Annotated in this window: 25 protein-coding genes; 10 read left to right on the top strand and 15 right to left on the bottom strand. The window is 51.6% G+C overall.

What is annotated here, in order from left to right:
- Positions 1–52: 52 nt before the first annotated feature.
- From CLC93_RS12955 to CLC93_RS12905, 11 genes are all read right to left on the bottom strand, one after another.
- Positions 53–328: an HPr family phosphocarrier protein gene (locus tag CLC93_RS12955; protein WP_095506404.1), complete on the bottom strand. Its 276-nt coding sequence runs from the start codon at positions 326–328 to the stop codon at positions 53–55.
- Positions 325–1,167 (bottom strand): RNase adapter RapZ, encoded by an 843-nt coding sequence (gene rapZ / locus CLC93_RS12950; protein WP_095506403.1) that lies wholly within the window; start codon positions 1,165–1,167, stop codon positions 325–327. Before rapZ ends, CLC93_RS12955 begins: the two co-directional genes overlap by 4 nt.
- A complete protein-coding gene (ptsN, locus tag CLC93_RS12945) occupies positions 1,164–1,610 on the bottom strand; it encodes a PTS IIA-like nitrogen regulatory protein PtsN (RefSeq protein WP_095506402.1) in 447 nt (148 codons plus the stop codon). Before ptsN ends, rapZ begins: the two co-directional genes overlap by 4 nt.
- A gap of 1 nt (position 1,611) precedes the next feature.
- Positions 1,612–1,899: a ribosome hibernation promoting factor gene (hpf, locus tag CLC93_RS12940; protein ID WP_095506401.1), complete on the bottom strand. Its 288-nt coding sequence runs from the start codon at positions 1,897–1,899 to the stop codon at positions 1,612–1,614.
- Between the two features lie 23 nt (positions 1,900–1,922).
- Entirely contained in the window at positions 1,923–3,410 is a 1,488-nt protein-coding gene (locus CLC93_RS12935) for an RNA polymerase factor sigma-54 (protein ID WP_095506400.1), read from the bottom strand.
- A gap of 68 nt (positions 3,411–3,478) precedes the next feature.
- Positions 3,479–4,210, bottom strand: a complete 732-nt coding sequence (lptB, locus tag CLC93_RS12930; RefSeq protein ID WP_095506399.1) for an LPS export ABC transporter ATP-binding protein — start codon at positions 4,208–4,210, stop codon at positions 3,479–3,481.
- A 10-nt stretch (positions 4,211–4,220) separates the two neighbouring features.
- Positions 4,221–4,760 carry a lipopolysaccharide transport periplasmic protein LptA gene (lptA, locus tag CLC93_RS12925; protein WP_095506398.1) on the bottom strand — a complete coding sequence of 180 codons (540 nt, stop codon included), beginning with the start codon at positions 4,758–4,760 and terminating at the stop codon, positions 4,221–4,223.
- Positions 4,750–5,310, bottom strand: coding sequence for an LPS export ABC transporter periplasmic protein LptC (gene lptC / locus CLC93_RS12920; protein WP_095506397.1), 561 nt, complete (start codon positions 5,308–5,310; stop codon positions 4,750–4,752). Before lptC ends, lptA begins: the two co-directional genes overlap by 11 nt.
- Positions 5,307–5,858, bottom strand: a complete 552-nt coding sequence (kdsC, locus tag CLC93_RS12915; RefSeq protein ID WP_095506396.1) for a 3-deoxy-manno-octulosonate-8-phosphatase KdsC — start codon at positions 5,856–5,858, stop codon at positions 5,307–5,309. Before kdsC ends, lptC begins: the two co-directional genes overlap by 4 nt.
- Entirely contained in the window at positions 5,858–6,838 is a 981-nt protein-coding gene (locus tag CLC93_RS12910) for a KpsF/GutQ family sugar-phosphate isomerase (protein WP_095506395.1), read from the bottom strand. The genes kdsC and CLC93_RS12910 overlap by 1 nt, the downstream gene beginning before the upstream one ends.
- A gap of 24 nt (positions 6,839–6,862) precedes the next feature.
- Complete coding sequence (locus CLC93_RS12905) at positions 6,863–7,831, bottom strand: calcium/sodium antiporter (RefSeq protein ID WP_095506394.1); 969 nt, start codon at positions 7,829–7,831, stop codon at positions 6,863–6,865.
- Positions 7,832–7,994: 163 nt separating this feature from the next.
- Here CLC93_RS12905 and mlaF point away from each other — a divergent pair, with 163 nt between their 5' ends.
- The 7 genes from mlaF to murA are packed head-to-tail and all read left to right on the top strand — an operon-like array spanning position 7,995 to position 12,551.
- Entirely contained in the window at positions 7,995–8,792 is a 798-nt protein-coding gene (gene mlaF, locus CLC93_RS12900) for a phospholipid ABC transporter ATP-binding protein MlaF (protein WP_095506393.1), read from the top strand.
- Positions 8,792–9,568 carry a lipid asymmetry maintenance ABC transporter permease subunit MlaE gene (gene mlaE / locus CLC93_RS12895; protein ID WP_095506392.1) on the top strand — a complete coding sequence of 259 codons (777 nt, stop codon included), beginning with the start codon at positions 8,792–8,794 and terminating at the stop codon, positions 9,566–9,568. The genes mlaF and mlaE overlap by 1 nt, the downstream gene beginning before the upstream one ends.
- A 3-nt stretch (positions 9,569–9,571) precedes the next feature.
- Entirely contained in the window at positions 9,572–10,045 is a 474-nt protein-coding gene (gene mlaD, locus CLC93_RS12890) for an outer membrane lipid asymmetry maintenance protein MlaD (protein ID WP_095506391.1), read from the top strand.
- 2 nt (positions 10,046–10,047) lie between these two features.
- Positions 10,048–10,704 carry an MlaC/ttg2D family ABC transporter substrate-binding protein gene (locus CLC93_RS12885; RefSeq protein WP_095506390.1) on the top strand — a complete coding sequence of 219 codons (657 nt, stop codon included), beginning with the start codon at positions 10,048–10,050 and terminating at the stop codon, positions 10,702–10,704.
- Entirely contained in the window at positions 10,704–11,006 is a 303-nt protein-coding gene (locus tag CLC93_RS12880) for an STAS domain-containing protein (RefSeq protein WP_095506389.1), read from the top strand. The genes CLC93_RS12885 and CLC93_RS12880 overlap by 1 nt, the downstream gene beginning before the upstream one ends.
- Positions 11,007–11,037: 31 nt before the next feature.
- Positions 11,038–11,289 (top strand): BolA family protein, encoded by a 252-nt coding sequence (locus tag CLC93_RS12875; protein WP_095506388.1) that lies wholly within the window; start codon positions 11,038–11,040, stop codon positions 11,287–11,289.
- Between the two features lie 5 nt (positions 11,290–11,294).
- Complete coding sequence (murA, locus tag CLC93_RS12870; protein WP_095506387.1) at positions 11,295–12,551, top strand: UDP-N-acetylglucosamine 1-carboxyvinyltransferase; 1,257 nt, start codon at positions 11,295–11,297, stop codon at positions 12,549–12,551.
- A gap of 68 nt (positions 12,552–12,619) precedes the next feature.
- On the opposite strand, the gene CLC93_RS12865 is transcribed toward murA, so the two are convergent.
- The 4 genes from CLC93_RS12865 to CLC93_RS12850 form a co-directional block, all read right to left on the bottom strand.
- Positions 12,620–13,306 carry a Dph6-related ATP pyrophosphatase gene (locus CLC93_RS12865; RefSeq protein ID WP_095506386.1) on the bottom strand — a complete coding sequence of 229 codons (687 nt, stop codon included), beginning with the start codon at positions 13,304–13,306 and terminating at the stop codon, positions 12,620–12,622.
- Positions 13,306–14,367 carry an outer membrane-stress sensor serine endopeptidase DegS gene (degS, locus tag CLC93_RS12860; RefSeq protein ID WP_095506385.1) on the bottom strand — a complete coding sequence of 354 codons (1,062 nt, stop codon included), beginning with the start codon at positions 14,365–14,367 and terminating at the stop codon, positions 13,306–13,308. The genes CLC93_RS12865 and degS overlap by 1 nt, the downstream gene beginning before the upstream one ends.
- A gap of 137 nt (positions 14,368–14,504) precedes the next feature.
- A complete protein-coding gene (locus CLC93_RS12855) occupies positions 14,505–15,854 on the bottom strand; it encodes a DegQ family serine endoprotease (protein ID WP_095506384.1) in 1,350 nt (449 codons plus the stop codon).
- A gap of 170 nt (positions 15,855–16,024) precedes the next feature.
- Positions 16,025–16,411 (bottom strand): Z-ring associated ZapG family protein, encoded by a 387-nt coding sequence (locus CLC93_RS12850; RefSeq protein ID WP_095506383.1) that lies wholly within the window; start codon positions 16,409–16,411, stop codon positions 16,025–16,027.
- A 104-nt stretch (positions 16,412–16,515) separates the two neighbouring features.
- On the opposite strand from CLC93_RS12850, the gene zapE reads away from it, so the two are divergent.
- The 3 genes from zapE to rpsI all read left to right on the top strand — a co-directional run bounded on the left by zapE (position 16,516) and on the right by rpsI (position 18,678).
- Positions 16,516–17,625 carry a cell division protein ZapE gene (zapE, locus tag CLC93_RS12845; RefSeq protein ID WP_095506382.1) on the top strand — a complete coding sequence of 370 codons (1,110 nt, stop codon included), beginning with the start codon at positions 16,516–16,518 and terminating at the stop codon, positions 17,623–17,625.
- Between the two features lie 217 nt (positions 17,626–17,842).
- The gene (gene rplM, locus CLC93_RS12840; protein ID WP_095506381.1) at positions 17,843–18,271 is read left to right on the top strand and encodes a 50S ribosomal protein L13; all 429 of its coding nucleotides are present in this window, start codon (positions 17,843–17,845) and stop codon (positions 18,269–18,271) included.
- A gap of 14 nt (positions 18,272–18,285) precedes the next feature.
- Entirely contained in the window at positions 18,286–18,678 is a 393-nt protein-coding gene (gene rpsI, locus CLC93_RS12835) for a 30S ribosomal protein S9 (protein WP_095506380.1), read from the top strand.
- The last annotated feature ends 158 nt before the right edge of the window (positions 18,679–18,836 follow it).

Genomic DNA, 18,836 nt, shown 5'->3' with positions numbered 1-18,836 from the left:
AGTCTATCTTACTTCAACATAAATATCAGGTCTGATGTGGCTAACTGAGGCTTTACTCGCTCTCGTCAAAGCGCGCTTGAATCAGCTGGCAAACCGCGTCTAAGGCGCTTTGCGCTTGGGCACCCTCGGCGATGACTTCAATGCGTTTGCCCATGCTGCTCTCAAGCATCAGCAGCCCCAATACGCTGGCCGCACTGGCGGTTTTCTCCCCTTGTTGCAGGGTGACTGTGGCATCGTACTGCTGAGCGAGTTGGGCGAGTTTTGTAGCCGCTCGAGCGTGCAGCCCGAGCTTATTGCAGATAGTGACTTGAGCCGACACTCGGCTCATTGAAGCTCCCGATGGCGCACGTCGACTTTATGCGGGCATTCGGCAAAGCGCTTGGCAAGCTGGTCGGCGAGATACACGCTGCGGTGCTTTCCGCCAGTACAGCCAAAGGCAAAGGTGACATAGCTGCGGTTGTTTTGCTCAAGGGATGGCAGCCAGGTATTGATGAATTCACCCACCTGGTCCATCAGCTTTTGCACGGACTCTTGTTTATCTAGGTAGTCTATTACCGGTTTTTCAAGACCGGTGTGGGGGCGAAGCTCAGGCTCCCAATGCGGGTTTGGCAAAAAGCGCACATCAAACACATAATCGGCTTCGCGGGGCATGCCGTGCTTAAAGCCAAAGCTCAAAAAGGTCAGCTTGAGCTCTTTGGGCACAGCACCAAACAAACTCTCGCGAATGGTATCCGCCAATTCGTAAATGGTGAGCTTGCTGGTATCTATGTAATGATCGGCAATGTTGGCCAGCGGCGCTAACAATTGCTTCTCTTGTGCAATCGCCTGCAGTAGCGAACCCTGGTACTGGTTCAGAGGGTGCAAGCGGCGGGTTTCCGAGTAGCGCTTGAGCAGCACTTCGTCTTCGGAGTACAAATAGAAACGAGTGACGTCCATGTGCTCGGGCAAATTGGTGAGCTGGTGCTCAAGCTGCTCGGGCGAAATCGAAATATTGCGAACGTCGATACTGATCGCCACTGATTGACAGCGGCCTTCTAACTCGGTCAACAGCGCCGGCATCAAAGGTAAAGGCAGGTTATCTACGCAGTAGTAGCCTAAATCTTCTAATACTTTGAGGGCGTGAGATTTGCCTGAGCCGCTGCGGCCCGAGACGATCACTAGTTTCATTGTTCGCAAACGGCCTCGTACAGTTCCTTATCGGTATGACTTCTTCGCAATTGTTTACAAATGCGCTTATCTGCAAGAGTAGCGGCCATTTGTGACAATGTCTTTAAATGCAATTTGGCGTCATCGTTTGGAACAAATAAGGCAAACAGGAGATCAACCGGTTGGTTGTCGATGGCGTCGAAGGGAATTGGGGTTTCGCATTTCACCAACACAGCAATCGGCTTGTCGATGTTTTCCAGCTTGCCATGTGGAATGGCAATGCCGTTACCAATGCCTGTGCTGCCCATTTTTTCACGGGCCAGCAAAGCTTCAAATACATCTTCTTGTGATAGCGCTGGGGCTTGTTCGGCGGCCAACTCGCTAATGAGTTGAAGCACCTTTTTTTTGCTACCTGGGGTTGCGCATTGAGCGCAACCCGGTACCAATATGGTTTTAATTTCCATCTCAGTGTCTGGTTAACTTCTCTTTATGCTTGATCACTTGGCGATCCAGCTTGTCGATAAGCGAGTCTATGGCGGCATACATGTCGGTATGCTCTGAAGTTGCAAATACTTCGCCACCTGGCAGATTCACACTGGCCTCGGCTTTTTGCTGCAGCTTTTCGACGTTCAATACAACGTAGACATTATTAATCTGATCGAAATGTCGTTCAAGCTTTGCGAACTTAGTTTCAACGTAATCACGCAGGGAATCGGTGATTTCAACGTGGTGGCCAGTTAGATTGATTTGCATAAAACAACTCCTTATGGCTTTGGTTACAAGCTTTTTCTTTGATTAGAGGGCGGTATGAGCATAGCCTCCCGGTACTTGGCGATGGTTCGCCTAGCTACTTTGATTCCCTGTTCCGCTAAAAGTTGCGCCATCTTGCTGTCGCTTAATGGTTTTTTGGGATTCTCAGCAGCAACCAGCTTTTTGATCAACGCTCGGATCGCGGTAGACGAGCACTCGCCTCCATCGTCGGTACCCACATGACTGGAGAAAAAGTACTTAAGCTCAAAGATGCCTCTAGGGGTGTGCATGTATTTTTGGGTCGTGACCCGAGAGATGGTCGACTCATGCATATCGACCGCTTCCGCGATATCGTTCAACACCATAGGTTTCATGGCTTCTTCGCCATACTCGAAGAAACCTTGCTGGAATTTCACAATACAGTTGGAAACTTTTAAAAGCGTGTCGTTGCGGCTTTCCAGGCTCTTAATGAACCAACGGGCTTCTTGCAGATGCCCTTTAATAAATTGGCTGTCCGACTTGCTTCGGGCGGAGCTGGCCAATGCCGCGTATTGTTGATTGACGCCGATTTTCGGCATGCTATCTGGATTCAGTTCGACCACCCAACGACCTTTTTTCTTGGTGACGGATACGTCTGGAACTATGTACTGCTCTTCCTCGACTTGGATTTGCGAGCCCGGATTAGGGTTTAGCGTCTTGATCAGATCTAAGGCTAATTTCAGCTCGGCTTCTTTGAGTTTAGCCTTACGCATCAATTGGCGAAAGTCGCGGGTTGCTAATAATTCCATGTGGTTAGTGACCAAATCCAACGCCGCCTCCAAAGACGGTGTCGATTTGTCGAACTGATTGAGCTGGATTTGCAAGCACTCTTGCAAGGAGCGCGCGGCCACACCAATAGGATCAAAGTGCTGTACTCGCTTGAGCACAGCCATCACTTCTTCCACCTCAACGTCAGCGTCGCCAACCGCTTCGACTATGTCTTCCACCGATTGGGTCAGGTAACCCTTTTCATCAATGGCATCGACAATCGCTGTTGCAATCGCCAGATCCATATCGCTAAAGGGGGTCAGCTGCATTTGCCACTCGAGATGGTCTTGCAGGGACTCGCTGGTGCTGCCCTGAAACACGCGGTCGTCGTCGCGGCTTACCGCCGGTGTACTCGGCGCGCTGGCGGCGGAGTACATTTCGTCCCAAGTGGTGTCCATTGGCAGCTCATCGCTAACGGACTCTTGATTGATGGCATCGCCAGCTTCCATCGAGCTATTGTCACTGTCGGCAGAATCGTTGCTGTCGCTACTTTCGGTTTGGGCGGTATTGACGGGCGTCAGGGAGTCGCTGTCACTGCTGCTGGCTTCAGAGTTCTCTGTTTGTTCCAGCAGTGGGTTGGCCTCGAGGGCCTCTTGAATTTCTTGTCGTAGCTCTAATGAAGACAATTGCAGCAGACGAATGGCCTGTTGCAATTGGGGGGTCATCGTTAAATGTTGCCCCAGTTTGAGCTGGAGAGAGGCTTTCATCTTACTGCGAAAATCCTTGTTATTTTCTTTGTTCTAAAGGCGAATTAGGATTTTATTAAACCAAATAACTATAGCCTGAACTGTTCGCCTAAGTACACTGCGCGTACCTGTTGGTTATCGAGAATCTCGGCTGGCGCACCTTCGGCGATTAAGGCGCCGTGGCTAACGATGTAAGCGCGCTCGCAAACGTCTAGGGTTTCGCGAACATTGTGGTCGGTAATCAACACCCCTAGACCGCGGTTTTTCAGTTGCTCGATGATCTTCTTAATGTCGATAACCGAGATGGGGTCAACTCCGGCAAAGGGCTCATCAAGCAGGACGAACTTGGGATTAGCGGCCAGAGCGCGAGCGATTTCAACACGACGACGCTCACCACCGGACAGACTCATGCCCAAATTGTCGCGAATGTGGGTGATGTGAAACTCTTCGAGTAGGTATTCAAGCTCGTGGTTGCGCTGGTCTTTAGACAAGTCTTTGCGGGTCTCAAGCACCGCCATTATGTTATCCACTACCGACAGCTTGCGAAAAATGCTGGCTTCTTGCGGCAAGTAACCGATGCCGCGACGAGAGCGTTCGTGCATGGGCGCAAGGGTGAGATTCTCATCGTCGATGTGAATGCTGCCCGCATCGCTTTTTACCAAACCGACCACCATGTAAAAGGTAGTGGTTTTGCCAGCGCCGTTAGGACCAAGCAAGCCGATGACCTGTCCGGTATTCACTTGCAAGCTGACGTCTTTAACCACTTGGCGGCCCTTGTAGGCTTTGGCCACATTGCTGACGGTCAAGGTAGAGACTTTCATAGGTACTGGCTTATCCTTGGTTCTGCGACGACTTGTCTTGCTTTTGTTGTTCTTGCTCGAGCTGGCTCGGCTGCAAAATGGTGGTGACTCGGTCGTTACTGCCTTGCGAGCTCTCGGCGATGATCCGCTGAGTTTCCATGTTGTAGCGAATTTGATGGCCGGTGACCTTGTTGCCGGTTTGCTCAAGCGAGGCGTTGCCAATCATGGTCAAAGTGCTGGTGGCAATGTCGTAACGAATCTCTTCGGCAGAGGCGCTGGCCGGCGCGCCGTTTTCCATTACCTGCTCGTAGGTGGCCGGTTGGCCGGTGGCGACCAAGACTTTGGCGGTTTTGTCTTCGTTGGTCTGAGCGGTCAGGCGGTCGGCTTTGATTTCCATGCTGCCCTGACGCACTACCACGTTGCCATCAAAAATGATCAGGCTTTCGTTGATATCGGCACTTTGTGTATCCGAGTTAATCGTCACTTGCTGTAAGTAGTCAGCGGTCACCGCGGCGGCAGAAGTGCTGACAAGGGCGCTAAATAGCAGCGCCGCTAGGGATTTATTCCACATAGTAGGTTCCTTCTACCTGGCTGAGTAGGTTGACTGTGTTGGCGTTGAGATCCGCCTTTAAGCCTAAGCCTTGAAGTTCAAAATCATCGCCTTGAATGGTTAGCGAACGATTGGAAGTCATGATCATGTCCCCCAGCGACAACTCGATATAACTGGTATTGATCGACTTAATCGGCTCGTTGGGGCTGATGGCGTTAATCACCACTTGGTCTTCGAGCATGACTTGCTGAGTGTCGTTGTATAGGGTGCCGATATTCGCCCCTAACTGCCAATGAGATTGGCCTTCATTGGGGTACAAACTGTAAGTCGGGCGCTCAAATATCGTCAGGTTCAACGCCTGATAGTGCTCCATCGAACGAGCTTGAACGCGGGAGTTGAGTTTACCGGTTTCATCGTACACTCGAGATTTCAGCTGGGTGGCAATAAAATCTGGCGGGTAGTCATTTTGGTTGGCGCCGGCCAAGTCAGAGTCTTTTTTCAGCTCGGACTGAATGTACAGCGCGGCAGCTGCTGCAATCATAATCAAACCAATTAGATTGGCGCGACTCATACACTCAACCCTGTGGCTTGCGCCAGCTTGCCCTGACTTTGCAGAATTAAGTCCGACAGCTCGCGCACCGCACCACGACCGCCAGGCAGGCTAGTGTGATACTCACACGCCTTAAGTACCAGCGGATGTGCATCAGCAACGGCCACCGCCAATCCAACTTCAGCCATGACTTCTAAATCCACCAAATCGTCGCCAATATAAGCCACGTCTTCGCGACGCAGGTGCATGCGCGATACCAGTGCTTGGTAAACCGATAATTTGTCTTCAACGCCTTGGTGAATTTCGCTCAGTCCCAGCTGCTGCATGCGCTGTTGTACTATGTTGGACTGGCGTCCGGTAATTACCGCCACTTCAATGCCCACAGACAGCAGGGCTTTAACCCCGTAGCCATCGCGAGTGTGAAAGGCTTTTAGCTCTTCGCCCTGATTGCCCAAATAAATGCGGCCGTCAGAAAATACACCATCCACATCGCAAATCAGCAGTTTGATGTTTTTCGCGGCTTGCCATATGGCATCGTCAACTGGGCCGTAAAGGCTTTGCTGTGTCATTACAGGACTCCAGCTCGAACCAAGTCGAGCATGTTCAGTGCACCCACAGGGCGTTTCTCAGCGTCTACTAGTAAGATGCCGTTAATGTTGTGTTGTTCCATGATTTTTAGTGCTTCGGCGGCCAACACATCTTGTTCTAAGGTAACACAATTTGCGGTCATCACTTGATCGATGCGGCTTTCACGCAAATCCACGCCAGCATCAATGACTCGACGCAAATCACCGTCGGTGAACAAGCCTAGTAGTACTTGATTGTCGTCTACGACCGCGGTCATCCCCAAACCTTTGGCGGAAATTTCCAACAGGGCTTCGGCGATGGTGTGCTGTGGCGATACGGTCGGCAGCGCATCACCCTTGTGCATGATGTCCGAGACTTTTAATAAAAGTTTACGTCCCAGCGAGCCACCCGGATGTGACAGGGCAAAATCGTCAGCAGTAAAGCCGCGAGCTTGCAATAAAGCGACTGCCAACGCATCACCTAACACCAAGGTCGCAGTGGTGCTGGTGGTCGGTGCCAAGCCTAATGGGCAGGCTTCTTCGCCAACCGCGATGCTTAAATGCACGTCGGCTAGTTGTGCCAAGCTGGACTCTGGGCGGCCGGTAATGGCAATCAATGACAAGCCCATGCGCTTGATCACCGGCATCAGGGTTTGGATTTCGTGGGCTTCGCCAGAATTGGAAATGGCAATCACCAGATCCTTATCAGACAGCATGCCCAAATCCCCATGAGCGGCTTCGCCTGGGTGGACAAAAAATGCGGGGGTACCGGTGCTGGCCAAGGTCGCGGCAATCTTGTTGCCTATGTGGCCAGATTTTCCCATGCCCATGACAATGACCTTGCCTTTGGTCTTAAGGCAAAGCTCGCAAGCTTGCACAAAATCGCTGGAATCTATGTGCTTGTGTAGTTGTTCTAGTGCCGAATTCTCGATATCGACAACGTCACGGCCCCATTGAATGAGTTGTTGTGCTGTGTGGCTCATAAAGTTGCAAGTTCCAATAATGGTTTAGCGGCTGACGAATAGGGTGACTTGGTAACCGATAAAAATGGCCAAGAATAACCACCCGTGCCAGCGCTTGAGTTGGCGAGGCTTCCCGCCGAGCACCAATAGCAACGCCAGCAAGCCGCTGGTGGCTAACATAATATACAAATCTCGTCCCGAGGCGTTGGCATCCAACACATTTGGGGCAATAAAGCCGGGAATCGCCAACACGGCCAGAATATTGAACAAATTGGAGCCAACCACGTTACCCACCGCGAGGTCGTGCTCGTTTTTCATCAAGCTGGCAATACTGGCGGCCAACTCAGGCAAGCTGGTGCCAATGGCGATGATGGTCAGGCCGATCATTAAATCCGACATGCCGAAGTACTGGGCAATCCCCACCGCACCCTCGACCAACCAATCGGAACTTAGCGGCAGTAGGACTAGACCGACCGCCAGCCATCCCAGCGCACTGCCGGTGGTCACATCTGCAGGAATGTCGTCATCGGTCTCGCGCGCCAGTTTGTCGGGGCGCCTGCCGCGTTGATCTAGAGCGTGCCAAATCAGGTAACCCATGACAGCTAAGAAAGCGGCCAACAAAATGACCGCTTCGGTATACTCAAGGTAGCCGTCGTAAATGCACCAGCCCGCTAACAGACTCGCTGCTAGCATCAGCGGGATTTCGCGAATCAAGGTAGAAGAGTCAACCGCGATCACACGGATACTGGCGGTCACCCCAAGGATCAAGGTGATATTGGCGATATTTGAGCCTAATACGTTACCCACAGCTGTGTCTGGTCGGCCGTCTAACGCGGCGGTCGCAGCGACAAACATTTCCGGTGCGCTGGAGCCCATAGCGACAATCGTCAGGCCAATTAGCAATGGGGGCAGTCCCATGTTGCGGGCAAAGGCCGAGGCGCCGTATACAAAGCGGTCAGCACTCCAAATGAGTGCTAACAGGCCACCAATAAGTAATGCAAGATTAATTAACATGATGCTTGGCTGTAACAAGTTCAGCGGGCATTTTCGCCGTTTCCCTGTCTAATTGGAAGTGGTCCGATGGCAAACTTGTGTCGTATATGGCAAAAACGTAAACTAAACGACCGTGTTTGGCGCGGAATGCCATCACCGAAAATATCAATAATGGGTAGGGATTATGACCCCAAAACAGCCTTTGGTGGAAGTAAATAACCTCAGTTTTCACCGCGGTCAGCGGGCAATTTTCAGCGACATTTCACTCACTATCGAACCGGGCAAAGTCACTGCCATTATGGGGCCTTCAGGCATTGGTAAAACCACTTTGCTGAAACTGCTAGCAGGTCAACTAAAACCCGACGCTGGTCGAGTATTGTTTGACGGGCATGACATTAATGCGCTGTCGCGACGCGAGCTTTACAAGCTCAGACGCCGCATGAGCATGCTGTTTCAAAGTGGCGCGCTGTTTACCGATATGTCGGTGTTGGACAACGTGGCTTTTCCACTGCGCGAGCACGCCAATCTGCCCGAGGAGCTAATTCGCAAGTTGGCGCTGATGAAGTTGCAGGCCGTAGGCTTGCGCGGCGCCGCGCAGCTTATGCCGTCTGAGCTTTCCGGTGGAATGCAGCGTCGTGCCGCTTTGGCTCGCGCCATTGCGCTCGAGCCGGAGCTGGTGATGTTTGACGAGCCTTTTGCCGGACAAGACCCCATCTCCATGGGGGTATTAGTTAAGCTCATTAAAGACCTAAGCCAAGCCTTGCACCTGACTTCTGTAGTGGTATCTCACGACGTTGAAGAAGTGCTATCGATCGCCGATTATGCCTACGTGATAGCCGACCAGCGCATCATAGCTCAAGGCACGCCGCAAGAGTTAAAAGACAACCCAGACCCTCATCTAGCCCAGTTCATGCAAGGGCGCGCCGACGGTCCTGTGCCGTTTCACATGTCTGCACCAGATTATCAGCAGGAGTTAAAGTAATGGATGCCATTGCCCGTTTAGGGCGTCAAGGCTTGGATTGGACTCAGGCGTTAGGCCGTGCCGCTCTGATGTTGATTTCGGCAATTGTCGCCAAGCCGACGCCGCGCAAGAGTTTTCCCTTGTTGGTGCGTCAGCTGTATGTGGTTGGGGTGCAATCGGTTTCGATTGTGGTGATTTCCGGTCTGTTTATCGGCATGGTCATCGCTTTGCAGGGCTACACCATACTGGTGGACTTTGGCACCGAGCAGTCGCTGGGTCCTATGGTGGCATTGAGCCTTCTTAGAGAGCTCGGCCCTGTGGTGACGGCCCTGTTATTTGCTGGGCGTGCCGGTTCTGCACTGACCGCTGAGATTGGTTTGATGAAGGCCACCGAACAGCTATCCAGTATGGAAATGATGGCGGTGGACCCTTTGCGTCAGGTGATTGCGCCGCGCTTTTGGGCGGGCGTTATCAGTATGCCCATGTTGGCGCTGATGTTCTGCGCCGTCGGCGTTTGGGGCGGTCATTTGGTTGGCGTTGACTGGAAGGGAATTGATTCGGGCGCGTTCTGGTCTATTTTGCAAGCCGCGGTCGAGTGGCGCCAGGACATAGTCAATTGCATAATTAAGTCTTTGGTGTTCGCCTTTGTAGTGACTTGGATTGCAGTGTTTAAAGGCTACGATGCTACCCCTAATCCAGAAGGTATCAGCCGAGCAACCACGGCCACCGTGGTGCATTCTTCATTGGCCGTTTTGGCCCTAGATTTCGTATTAACTGCCATTATGTTTGGGAAATAACACATGAATACTCGCAAAATGGAATTAATGGTTGGCGCTTTCATGCTGGCAGGTTTAGCCGCTTTGGCTATCTTGGTGGTTCGCGTGGCCAATGTGGATTTAAGCCCTTCTAACGACAGTTATCAGGTCAGCGCTGTGTTTGACAACATTGGCGGCTTGAAGGCCGGCTCACCGGTGAAAGTCGGTGGCGTTGTGGTTGGGCGAGTGGCGAAGATAGAGCTGGACCCAGAACTCTTATCACCTCGAGTGACTTTATTAATGGATGGTCGTTATCGCGAATTTTCTGACAATTCAACGGTCTCAATATTAACTTCGGGGTTACTCGGGGAACAATACATAGGCCTCACCCCAGGGTTTTTCTTGGAGGATGAGACCGAGTTATTAGCAGAGGGTAGCGTAATTCACGATACTCGCTCGGCGATTGTTCTCGAGGATTTGATAGGCCAATTTCTGTATAGCTTAAAATCGGACAACTAATTATGGTTACAGCGTTTTTTAGAACTCTCATTTGTACCGCTGCGTTGCTTGGATTGAGTCTATCCACAGCGACTGCCAACGAGTTGAATCACAAGAACCCATACGTATTGGTTCAGCAAGTCTCTGAGCTGACCTTTGCGCGTTTTGAGAGAGATCGACAGTTAATTGAGACCAATCCCGATCACCTTAAGGTGATCGTTGAAGAGGAGCTCATGCCGTACATCGACTCGCAATACTCGGCGTACAAAGTGTTGGGCAAGTTCTTAAGGCAGACCAATCGCGCGCAACGCGACGCTTTTGTTGAGGCGTTTAGCAGTTACTTGGTTACCACCTATGCGCAAGCATTCACTGAGTACACCAATCAAACCGTGTCCTTTGAGCCTGCCCAAGACTTTAGCGGAGAGTCGATTGTCAGTGTTGGTGTTAACATCATTGAGCCGGGCCGCCCCGACATTAAGATTCAGTTCAAAGCGCGACGCCTCAAGAACGACACTTGGAAAGCCTTTGATATGGTGGCAGAGGGCGTGAGTCTGCTGGCCTCAAAGCAATCCCAAATCGCTGCCATGATCCGCCAACAAGGCATTGACCAAGTCACAATTACGCTGGCGGAAAAAGGACAGTCAAAAGTCCAGCCCAGAGATCAGAAGGACCCTTCTTGATGCTGAGTTTGCTCAAAGAGGAGCCAAACAGACTGGCGTTGAGTGGTCGGCTAGATATGCCTCAAGTGGCAAAAATCGCGCAAACGGATGACTACCACCTCGCCAAAGAGGTAAACTGTGTCGATCTTAGTCAGCTGACCTATATAGATAGCGCCGGTGTCGCTTTACTTTTGCGCTGGAGTCAACTGGCTAGCCAGCAAAATCAGCGGCAGTTGCAGTTTTTGGACGCGCCCAAGGCGGCGCTCGAATTGGCGCAACTTTATCAGCTAACACTTTTTGAGGCGGCGCCTGAGTCGGCGTAGCCCCCAGTCATTAAAACAATAGGAAAGTTAAATGGATTGCGAACAGGTCAAAGCCATTTTAACTGACGCCATTGAGGCGGAAGACATCATAGTGAGCCAAGACGGCACACACTACAAAATCATCGTTGTGGGCGATCAATTTGACGGCATGAGCCGTGTTGTGCAGCAACAAACCGTATACGCCCCTTTGATGGACAAAATTCAAGACGGCACTTTGCACGCCATCACCATCAAGGCCTTCACTTCTGCCCAGTGGCAGCGCGAAAAGATTTTTAACGGATAATCGCCTTGGACAAGTTACGTATTAACGCCAGCGGCCCGCTCGATGGCGAGGTTCGCATTTCTGGTGCAAAAAACGCGGCCCTGCCGATTCTGATGGCCGCGGTGTTGGCCGATTCCGATGTAGTTCTGAGCAATGTTCCCGAATTGCGCGACGTCGCGACTAGCTGTCGCCTGCTCGAGTGCTTAGGCGCTCAGGTCGAGCAATCTGGTCACAAGGTCAGCATCAAGCCTCAAGGGATCACCGAGTTTTGCGCCCCGTATGATTTGGTGCGCACCATGCGCGCATCGATTCTAATTCTTGGTCCACTGCTGGCGCGTTATGGCCAGGCTGACGTGTCCTTGCCTGGCGGTTGTGCGATTGGCGCCCGTCCGGTGAATCTGCACATTCAGGGCTTAAAAGCCATGGGCGCAGACATCGAGGTGGAAGACGGTTACATCAAGGCTCGTGTCGAAGGTCGCCTCAAAGGCGCTAACATCTTTATGGATATGGTGAGCGTTACTGGTACCGAGAACCTGCTAATGGCAGCGGTATTGGCCGACGGTGAAACTGTCATTGAAAACGCTGCCCGCGAACCCGAGGTGGTGGATCTGGCTAACTGCCTGATTGCCATGGGTGCCATTATCGAAGGTGCCGGTACCGACACCATTCGCGTCACCGGTGTTGAGCGTCTGTCCGGTGTGGATTACCGTGTGATGCCTGATCGCATTGAAACCGGTACTTTCTTGGTGGCCGGTGCGATTACTCGCGGTCGTGTGACCTGTACTCACGCCGATCCGGGCTCGCTAGAAGCGGTACTGTCTAAGCTAGAAGAAGCCGGGGCTCACATTGAGTGCGGTGAAGATTGGATCAAGCTGGACATGAAGGGCGAGCAGCCTAAAGCGGTGAGTATCAAAACTGCGCCATATCCGGCGTTCCCAACCGACATGCAGGCGCAATTCTGTGTGCTAAATTGTCTGGCTCAAGGCACAGCAACCATTACCGAAAACATCTTTGAAAATCGATTCATGCACGTGCCTGAGCTGATGCGTATGGGTGCCAACATGAGTCTAGAGGGTTCGACCTGCATTATCGAGGGGCAACAAGGGCTGAGCTCAGCTCAGGTGATGGCCACCGATTTGCGCGCCTCGGCCAGCTTGGTTATCGCAGGCCTTATGGCCGAAGGGGATACAGTGGTGGATCGCATCTACCATTTAGACCGCGGTTACGAGCACATCGAAGATAAGTTCCAAGGCTTAGGCGCCAAGGTTGAGCGAATCAGCTAAAAGTGTGTAAGCAAACAAAAACCGGTTGGCCTTTGGTCACCGGTTTTTTTGCGTCGGATTTTTAGAAACTATGCTTCTACCTCAAAGGTCTGTAGTTGCATTTTCACCTTTTGATACGCGTAGCTAAGGATGGTTTGCTGGCCCTTGCGTATTCTAAGTGGGAAGGCAAATTGCGGGCTGTCATAAACGAAACTGTGGAATTCTCCGCGCTCGCCACAAGGGCAGGCTGCTTCGGGCAAGTCGTTAAGTAAACTCGCGTCGTACTCGCGTCCGCAAAAGTCGTTAGAAAGGTGCTGGTGGTGGGTGCTGACCAAAAAGGCTTTAATCCCAGCGGCTTGAATCTCTCTTGCCAGAGTTGCGGGGGCTTGGCCTAGCAGAGGAAAGTGGCAACTGTATCCGGCGGGCTCAAACAACTGACGACGAAACTCAACAATGCCATCGAGAAACAAATCGCCAAAGGCCAGGCCGTCAAACTCCAGTGAACTCTGACTCAAGGCGCTGAGCAATTGGGCTTGGTACTCTTGGTTGTTGGCATCTTTTGGCATAGGGACTTCCACCAATGGAAGCCCAAGTGCCTTAGCTTGCAAGCGCACCGCGCTGATTGGGGTACCTTGAATCGGCACTTGCTGGGCGCGCTCATCAAAACTGGTGAGCAAGCCCACCACGTCAAACTTCGGGTCCTGGACCAGCTTGTGCAGGCTGTACGCCGAGTCTTTGCCCGAGCTCCAACTCAGCAGAATACGAGTGACTGACATTACTTGAGTTCAGCGATAATGACGTTAACTGTGTAGAGCTTGCCGGCGCGGTTAATGGTGAGCTCAAGCTCGCTGCCTGGCGCCGATTCAGCAATGTAATCTTTCAGCGCAGGCGCATTGGTTACCGGTTTATCCGCATAGCCCGTAATAATGTCGTCAGGGCGAATACCGGCCTTTTCGGCAGGGCTACCGGGCTCCACTGCGGAAACTTGAATACCTTGCAGGTTGGGTAGGTTGAGCATTTGCCGCCAGCGCGGGTCGATAGGCATGCCTTGGATACCGATTTCACCGCGAATCACGCGTCCGTGCTCGACCAGTTTCACCATAATCTCGTGGGCGAGCTTAAGGGGAATTGCAAAGTTAATGCCGTGGCCACCACCTTCAGCCATAAGCTGGAATGCAGCGGTGTTAATACCCACCAAAAAGCCACGAGTATCGATAAGCGCACCACCGGAATTACCGGCATTAATGGCCGCATCGGTTTGCAGAAAGTCTTGCTGTCCAGTCACACTCATACCGACGCGACCGGTGGCGCTGATAATGCCTTGAGTAATGGTTTGGCCAAGGTTATAGGGGTTGCCAATTGCCAAAACCACATCGCCTACCTGAGGGTTGGTGTCTAAGCGATAGGGCACAACCGGCAAGTCCTCGCCTTCGATACTCAACACAGCTAGGTCAGTCAGAGGGTCGGTACCTATCACTTTGGGCACGAATTGCCGACCGTCTTGCAGCGCCACCAGAATTTGGTCGGCCTTGCTGACGACGTGGTAGTTAGTCAGTATGTAGCCGCGTTCACTCATTATTACTCCTGAGCCCAAACCTTGAAGAGTGGGACGAGATAAGGCGCGAGTCTGACGCAGGCTATAGATGTTGACCACCGCGGGAGCGGCATTGCGCACTGCCGAGGCAAAACTGAGCTCGGCGCTAGGTTGTCCCCAGCTAAAGGGTGATGGGATTTTTGATTGATTCAGCATTGGCAGCAACAACAGAACCACGGCGGCCATGGTGAGGCCCAGTAGCACTGCTTTGCCGAGGTAAATAAAGAGGCCTTTGAGATTCATTTTATTCTTTAGCTGCGCAATAGGGTTTGTGAAGCTTAGGCGCCAGTTTAGCACTAAGTGAGCCTAAGTCATTGTCTTTTATCAGGGCAAAAACAAAGGCCGGTGTATCACACCGGCCTCTTTTGAGCGAAACCAGATTAGCGCAGTACTAGGTACAAGCTAGAATTACCACGCTTGATGTTGAGCGCGATTGCGCCACTGGCATCGTCGAGTTGCTCTCGCAACGCCTTCAGGCCTTGTACTCGAGAGCGGTTCACACCAACAATCACATCGCCTTCTTGCAACCCAGCTCGAGCAGCCGGGCTGTTGTTGGCCACAGAGGTTATCTGAACGCCATCGTCATGGTTAGCCAACTCGGCACCGGTCAGCGCCGGATGCAGGGATTCGGCTGAGGCGGTTTCCATGTCCGCTTGCGCTAGCGTCACTTTGAAGTTCTTTTTCTTGCCGTCGCGAATCACCACTAAGGTTACCTTGGCGCCGGCACCATAGGTACCCACTTTGGCACGCAACGCCTGGAATGACTTAATCGGGTTGCCATTGATGCTGACAATGATGTCACCGGCTTGCAATCCGGCTTTGTCGGCCGCGCTGTCTTCCATCACTTGGCTGACAAAAGCACCGTGCTTGGTTTCCAAACCGAAGGCCTGTGCCAATTCGTTATCGAGCTCGCGACCCAGCACACCGAGTACGCCGCGGCGCACTTCGCCAAACTCAAGAATTTGGTCAACTAGGTTGTTAACCATATTAATTGGTATGGCAAAGCCAATACCTACGTTACCACCACCAGGAGCGACGATTGCGGTGTTAATCCCAATAAGCTCGCCGCGCAGGTTGACCAGAGCGCCGCCCGAGTTGCCCGAGTTAATCGCTGCGTCGGTTTGAATGAAGTTTTCAAGACTCTCAATGCCTAGACCTGAGCGTCCAAGCGCACTGACGATACCGCTGGTAACGGTTTGTCCTAGGCCAAACGGGTTACCAATCGCCACACTGAAATCACCAACGCGCAACTGGTCAGAATTAGCATCGTCCAGCTCGGTCAGGTTTTTGGCCTCGATTTTTAACAGGGCCACATCGGATTCGGCGTCCGAGCCTATGAGCTCAGCCTCGTACTCGCGACCGTCGTTTAGGCCGATTTTAATGGTGTCGGCCCCTTCAATCACGTGGTGGTTAGTGACGATGTAACCTTCTTTGGCGTTGATAATCACGCCAGACCCCAAGCCGCGAAACGGACGTTCGCGCACTTGCTCTTCTGGGGCGTTAGGGCCAAAGAAGTAGCGGAACATGTCAGGTACGCCTTGACGAGAAGTTTGGGTTCCAGACACGTTGACAGCAACTACCGCTGGGGTGACCCTTTCTAACATAGGGGCCAGTGACGGCAGAGCCTGACCATCAACGGTGGCAGGCAACGCGGCGGTTGCGGGTAAAGAGGTCAGACTCACTGACGCGGATAAAATCGCTGCACTTGCAAACAGTAGGCGTTTCTTCATAAAGGTGGCATCTCCATTACTGCTTCAATTCGAAAACGGTTATGTGACAGTGTGACTAATGTCCACTGGTTTAGTTCCATAAAGGCATATGGACGAAACGCGATTTTTTCAACGTTTGATCAATTATAAGACGTAAAAAAAGTCGCGTTGAGCGACTTTTCAAATTTGCTTTAGCTGGCCTTAGTATTAGGCGGCGCAATGATTTGCTGAGAGCCGTGGACGTAATCTTTCGGTGGCAACTCGGTTGGGTCTTGACCGTCGTTAACCGTGGCTGGAGTAAATGTAACCAATTGTTTTTCAGCGGTTTCGCCAAGCATGTTCTTGGAAGACTCGTTCCAATAAGTATTGAGGCGATTGACCTGATCAGTGATCTGTTCAAGGATTTCATGGGTCTGAGCAAAGTGATCAGAAACTTCTTGTTTTTGTTGCTCAAGGGCAAATTTTGCTTGGTCCAATTGACCGGTGGAATCATTATTCGACTTGCTAAGAAGCGAGCGAGCTACATAGCCACCCACAGAACCGACGACAAAAGCGGCAACAACCAGTGCCCAATCCATAAAGACTCCTTAAATCTTTTCAGCGCTTTCGCTCACTATACCTTGGTGGAGTGGGGCGTGGTACTATGACCGCCCAGTTAGCCCCAAGGAAGAGAACGTCCCCAGTGTCTGCGTTAACACCGCTACAGCAGTATCAAGCCGACCTGAATCGCCCCGATTTTCATTACGATGCGGCGCAACAGCGCGCAGTTGAGGCGTTACAAGGATTGTATGACGAACTGACAACAAAGGCCAATTCAGACCACTGGATTGTTCAAAAAGCCCGCAAATGGTTTGGCAAAAAGCAGCAAAGCGTTAAGGGCTTGTACTTTTGGGGCGGTGTTGGGCGCGGTAAGACCTATCTGGTGGATACCTTCTACCACGCGCTACCCACCGAGCGAAAACTGCGGGCTCACTTCCATCGTTTTATGTACCGCATCCATCACGAGCTGGATCAACGCAAGGGCGAGAGCGACCCACTGCCAAAGATTGCGGCGGATTTGGCTGAGCAATACCAAGTGATTTGTTTTGACGAGTTCTTTGTGTCGGATATCACCGATGCCATGATCCTTGCCACCTTGTTTGAAGCCTTGTTCGCCAATGGCGTGGTGTTAGTGGCGACCTCGAATATTGTTCCAGATGACTTGTATCGCAACGGCTTACAACGAGCGCGCTTTCTGCCTTGCATCGAGCTGATTAAGCGCCATTGCCAAGTGATGGAGTTGGATTCGGGCATCGATTATCGCTTGCGAACCCTAGAACAAGCAGAAATCTACCATTGGCCGCTAGACCAACAAGCCGAGCAGCAATTGCTGCAATACTTTAGTCAACTGGCACCAGAACAAGGTAAAGAGAATACTCCAATCCTCATTGAAGGAAGAGAGATCCAAACTATACGCCAGGCGGACGGCGTGTTGTTGGTCGACTTTACAGCCCTGTGCGATGGCCCCCGCTCCCAACGCGACTACATGGAGCTGGCGCGTATCTACCACACTGTGTTGCTCGCAAACGTCACTCCAATGGGTCCAGCCTATGGCGGCGATGACATCGCCAGGCGCTTTTTGGCGCTGGTGGATGAGTTTTACGATCGCAACGTCAAACTGATTATTTCGGCACAAGTGGCCGCCGAGGAATTGTACCCCAGCGGAGGCTTGGAATTTGAATTTCGCCGCTGTTTGTCTCGCTTGACCGAGATGCAGTCACACGAGTACTTAGCGCAGCCTCACGTACCTTAATTCACCTTGTTGGGATTAAGGCAAAAAGTTGATGATTTTTAATGCGCTATTGTCTATAATTCGCCGCCTGCCCACGTTACTCCGCCGTAAGGTGGATGTTTTTAGCCTTTAAGAATGCTCGAAGGGGCGTTTAAACGAGGCAAAATGATTCGTTGAATCAAAGCACTAGCTGCGATTTGACGGTGTGACAGACTCTACTTATTTGGGTTTAAGTTAAATGAAAACTTTTACTGCTAAGCCAGAAAGCGTAAAGCGCGACTGGTACATTGTTGACGCTGAAGGCAAAACTCTAGGTCGTTTGGCTACTGAAGTTGCTCGCCGCCTACGTGGTAAGCACAAGCCAGAATACACCCCTCACGTTGACACCGGTGACTACATCGTTGTTGTTAACGCTGACAAAGTGACCGTTACTGGTAACAAAGCCAAAGGCAAAATGTACTACTCGCACACTGGCTTCCCAGGTGGCATCAAGGAAATCAGCTTCGAGAAGCTGATCGAGAAGAAGCCAGAAATGATCATCGAGAAAGCGGTTAAAGGTATGTTGCCTAAAGGTCCTCTGGGCCGCGCAATGTTCCGCAAACTAAAAGTTTACGCTGGCGCTGAGCACAAGCACGCTGCACAGCAACCTCAAGTTCTTGATATCTAAACGGGATTAGGCAAATGGCTGAAAATCAGTACTACGGCACTGGCCGTCGCAAAAGCTCTACCGCTCGCGTATTCGTAAAAGCTGGTAGCGGCAACATCACTGTAAACAACCGTTCTTTGGACGTTTACTTTGGTCGTGAAACTGCTCGTATGGTTGTTCGTCAACCGCTTGAGCTGGTTGAGCTTCTAGAGAAGCTGGACATCACTGTTACTGTTAAAGGTGGCGGTACTACTGGTCAGGCGGGTGCAATCCGTCACGGTATTACTCGCGCTCTGATGCAGTACGATGAATCTCTACGTCCGTCTCTGCGTAAAGCTGGCTTCGTTACTCGTGACGCTCGTCGCGTTGAACGTAAGAAAGTTGGTCTACGCAAAGCACGTCGTCGTCCACAATTCTCGAAGCGTTAATTTTTACGCTATCGAAATTGCAAAAAACCCGACCTTCTGGTCGGGTTTTTTATTGCCTGATATTTGCTGAGGCTCCCCAAAATGGGCGAATTTACTTTGCATAATGCTAATAAAACAGTGTTTATGACTATTATTCGCAATAAGCTAGAGAAAAAAGC

Source organism: Paraferrimonas sedimenticola (assembly GCF_002282855.1).
GTDB classification, from domain to species: Bacteria; Pseudomonadota; Gammaproteobacteria; order Enterobacterales; family Shewanellaceae; genus Paraferrimonas; species Paraferrimonas sedimenticola.
The sequence above is the reverse complement of the archived record's forward strand: the minus strand, read 5'-3'. Positions and strand labels throughout refer to the sequence as shown.

Excerpts from the sequence above, each read along its gene's own strand:
- CLC93_RS12955 (WP_095506404.1), bottom strand. The coding sequence starts at position 328 with ATGAGCCGAGTGTCGGCTCAAGTCACTATCTGCAATAAGCTCGGGCTG.
- rapZ (WP_095506403.1), bottom strand. The coding sequence starts at position 1,167 with ATGAAACTAGTGATCGTCTCGGGCCGCAGCGGCTCAGGCAAATCTCAC.
- ptsN (WP_095506402.1), bottom strand. The coding sequence starts at position 1,610 with ATGGAAATTAAAACCATATTGGTACCGGGTTGCGCTCAATGCGCAACC.
- hpf (WP_095506401.1), bottom strand. The coding sequence starts at position 1,899 with ATGCAAATCAATCTAACTGGCCACCACGTTGAAATCACCGATTCCCTG.
- CLC93_RS12935 (WP_095506400.1), bottom strand. The coding sequence starts at position 3,410 with ATGAAAGCCTCTCTCCAGCTCAAACTGGGGCAACATTTAACGATGACC.
- lptB (WP_095506399.1), bottom strand. The coding sequence starts at position 4,210 with ATGAAAGTCTCTACCTTGACCGTCAGCAATGTGGCCAAAGCCTACAAG.
- lptA (WP_095506398.1), bottom strand. The coding sequence starts at position 4,760 with ATGTGGAATAAATCCCTAGCGGCGCTGCTATTTAGCGCCCTTGTCAGC.
- lptC (WP_095506397.1), bottom strand. The coding sequence starts at position 5,310 with ATGAGTCGCGCCAATCTAATTGGTTTGATTATGATTGCAGCAGCTGCC.
- kdsC (WP_095506396.1), bottom strand. The coding sequence starts at position 5,858 with ATGACACAGCAAAGCCTTTACGGCCCAGTTGACGATGCCATATGGCAA.
- CLC93_RS12910 (WP_095506395.1), bottom strand. The coding sequence starts at position 6,838 with ATGAGCCACACAGCACAACAACTCATTCAATGGGGCCGTGACGTTGTC.
- CLC93_RS12905 (WP_095506394.1), bottom strand. The coding sequence starts at position 7,831 with ATGTTAATTAATCTTGCATTACTTATTGGTGGCCTGTTAGCACTCATT.
- mlaF (WP_095506393.1), top strand. The coding sequence starts at position 7,995 with ATGACCCCAAAACAGCCTTTGGTGGAAGTAAATAACCTCAGTTTTCAC.
- mlaE (WP_095506392.1), top strand. The coding sequence starts at position 8,792 with ATGGATGCCATTGCCCGTTTAGGGCGTCAAGGCTTGGATTGGACTCAG.
- mlaD (WP_095506391.1), top strand. The coding sequence starts at position 9,572 with ATGAATACTCGCAAAATGGAATTAATGGTTGGCGCTTTCATGCTGGCA.
- CLC93_RS12885 (WP_095506390.1), top strand. The coding sequence starts at position 10,048 with ATGGTTACAGCGTTTTTTAGAACTCTCATTTGTACCGCTGCGTTGCTT.
- CLC93_RS12880 (WP_095506389.1), top strand. The coding sequence starts at position 10,704 with ATGCTGAGTTTGCTCAAAGAGGAGCCAAACAGACTGGCGTTGAGTGGT.
- CLC93_RS12875 (WP_095506388.1), top strand. The coding sequence starts at position 11,038 with ATGGATTGCGAACAGGTCAAAGCCATTTTAACTGACGCCATTGAGGCG.
- CLC93_RS12865 (WP_095506386.1), bottom strand. The coding sequence starts at position 13,306 with ATGTCAGTCACTCGTATTCTGCTGAGTTGGAGCTCGGGCAAAGACTCG.
- degS (WP_095506385.1), bottom strand. The coding sequence starts at position 14,367 with ATGAATCTCAAAGGCCTCTTTATTTACCTCGGCAAAGCAGTGCTACTG.
- CLC93_RS12855 (WP_095506384.1), bottom strand. The coding sequence starts at position 15,854 with ATGAAGAAACGCCTACTGTTTGCAAGTGCAGCGATTTTATCCGCGTCA.
- CLC93_RS12850 (WP_095506383.1), bottom strand. The coding sequence starts at position 16,411 with ATGGATTGGGCACTGGTTGTTGCCGCTTTTGTCGTCGGTTCTGTGGGT.
- rplM (WP_095506381.1), top strand. The coding sequence starts at position 17,843 with ATGAAAACTTTTACTGCTAAGCCAGAAAGCGTAAAGCGCGACTGGTAC.
- rpsI (WP_095506380.1), top strand. The coding sequence starts at position 18,286 with ATGGCTGAAAATCAGTACTACGGCACTGGCCGTCGCAAAAGCTCTACC.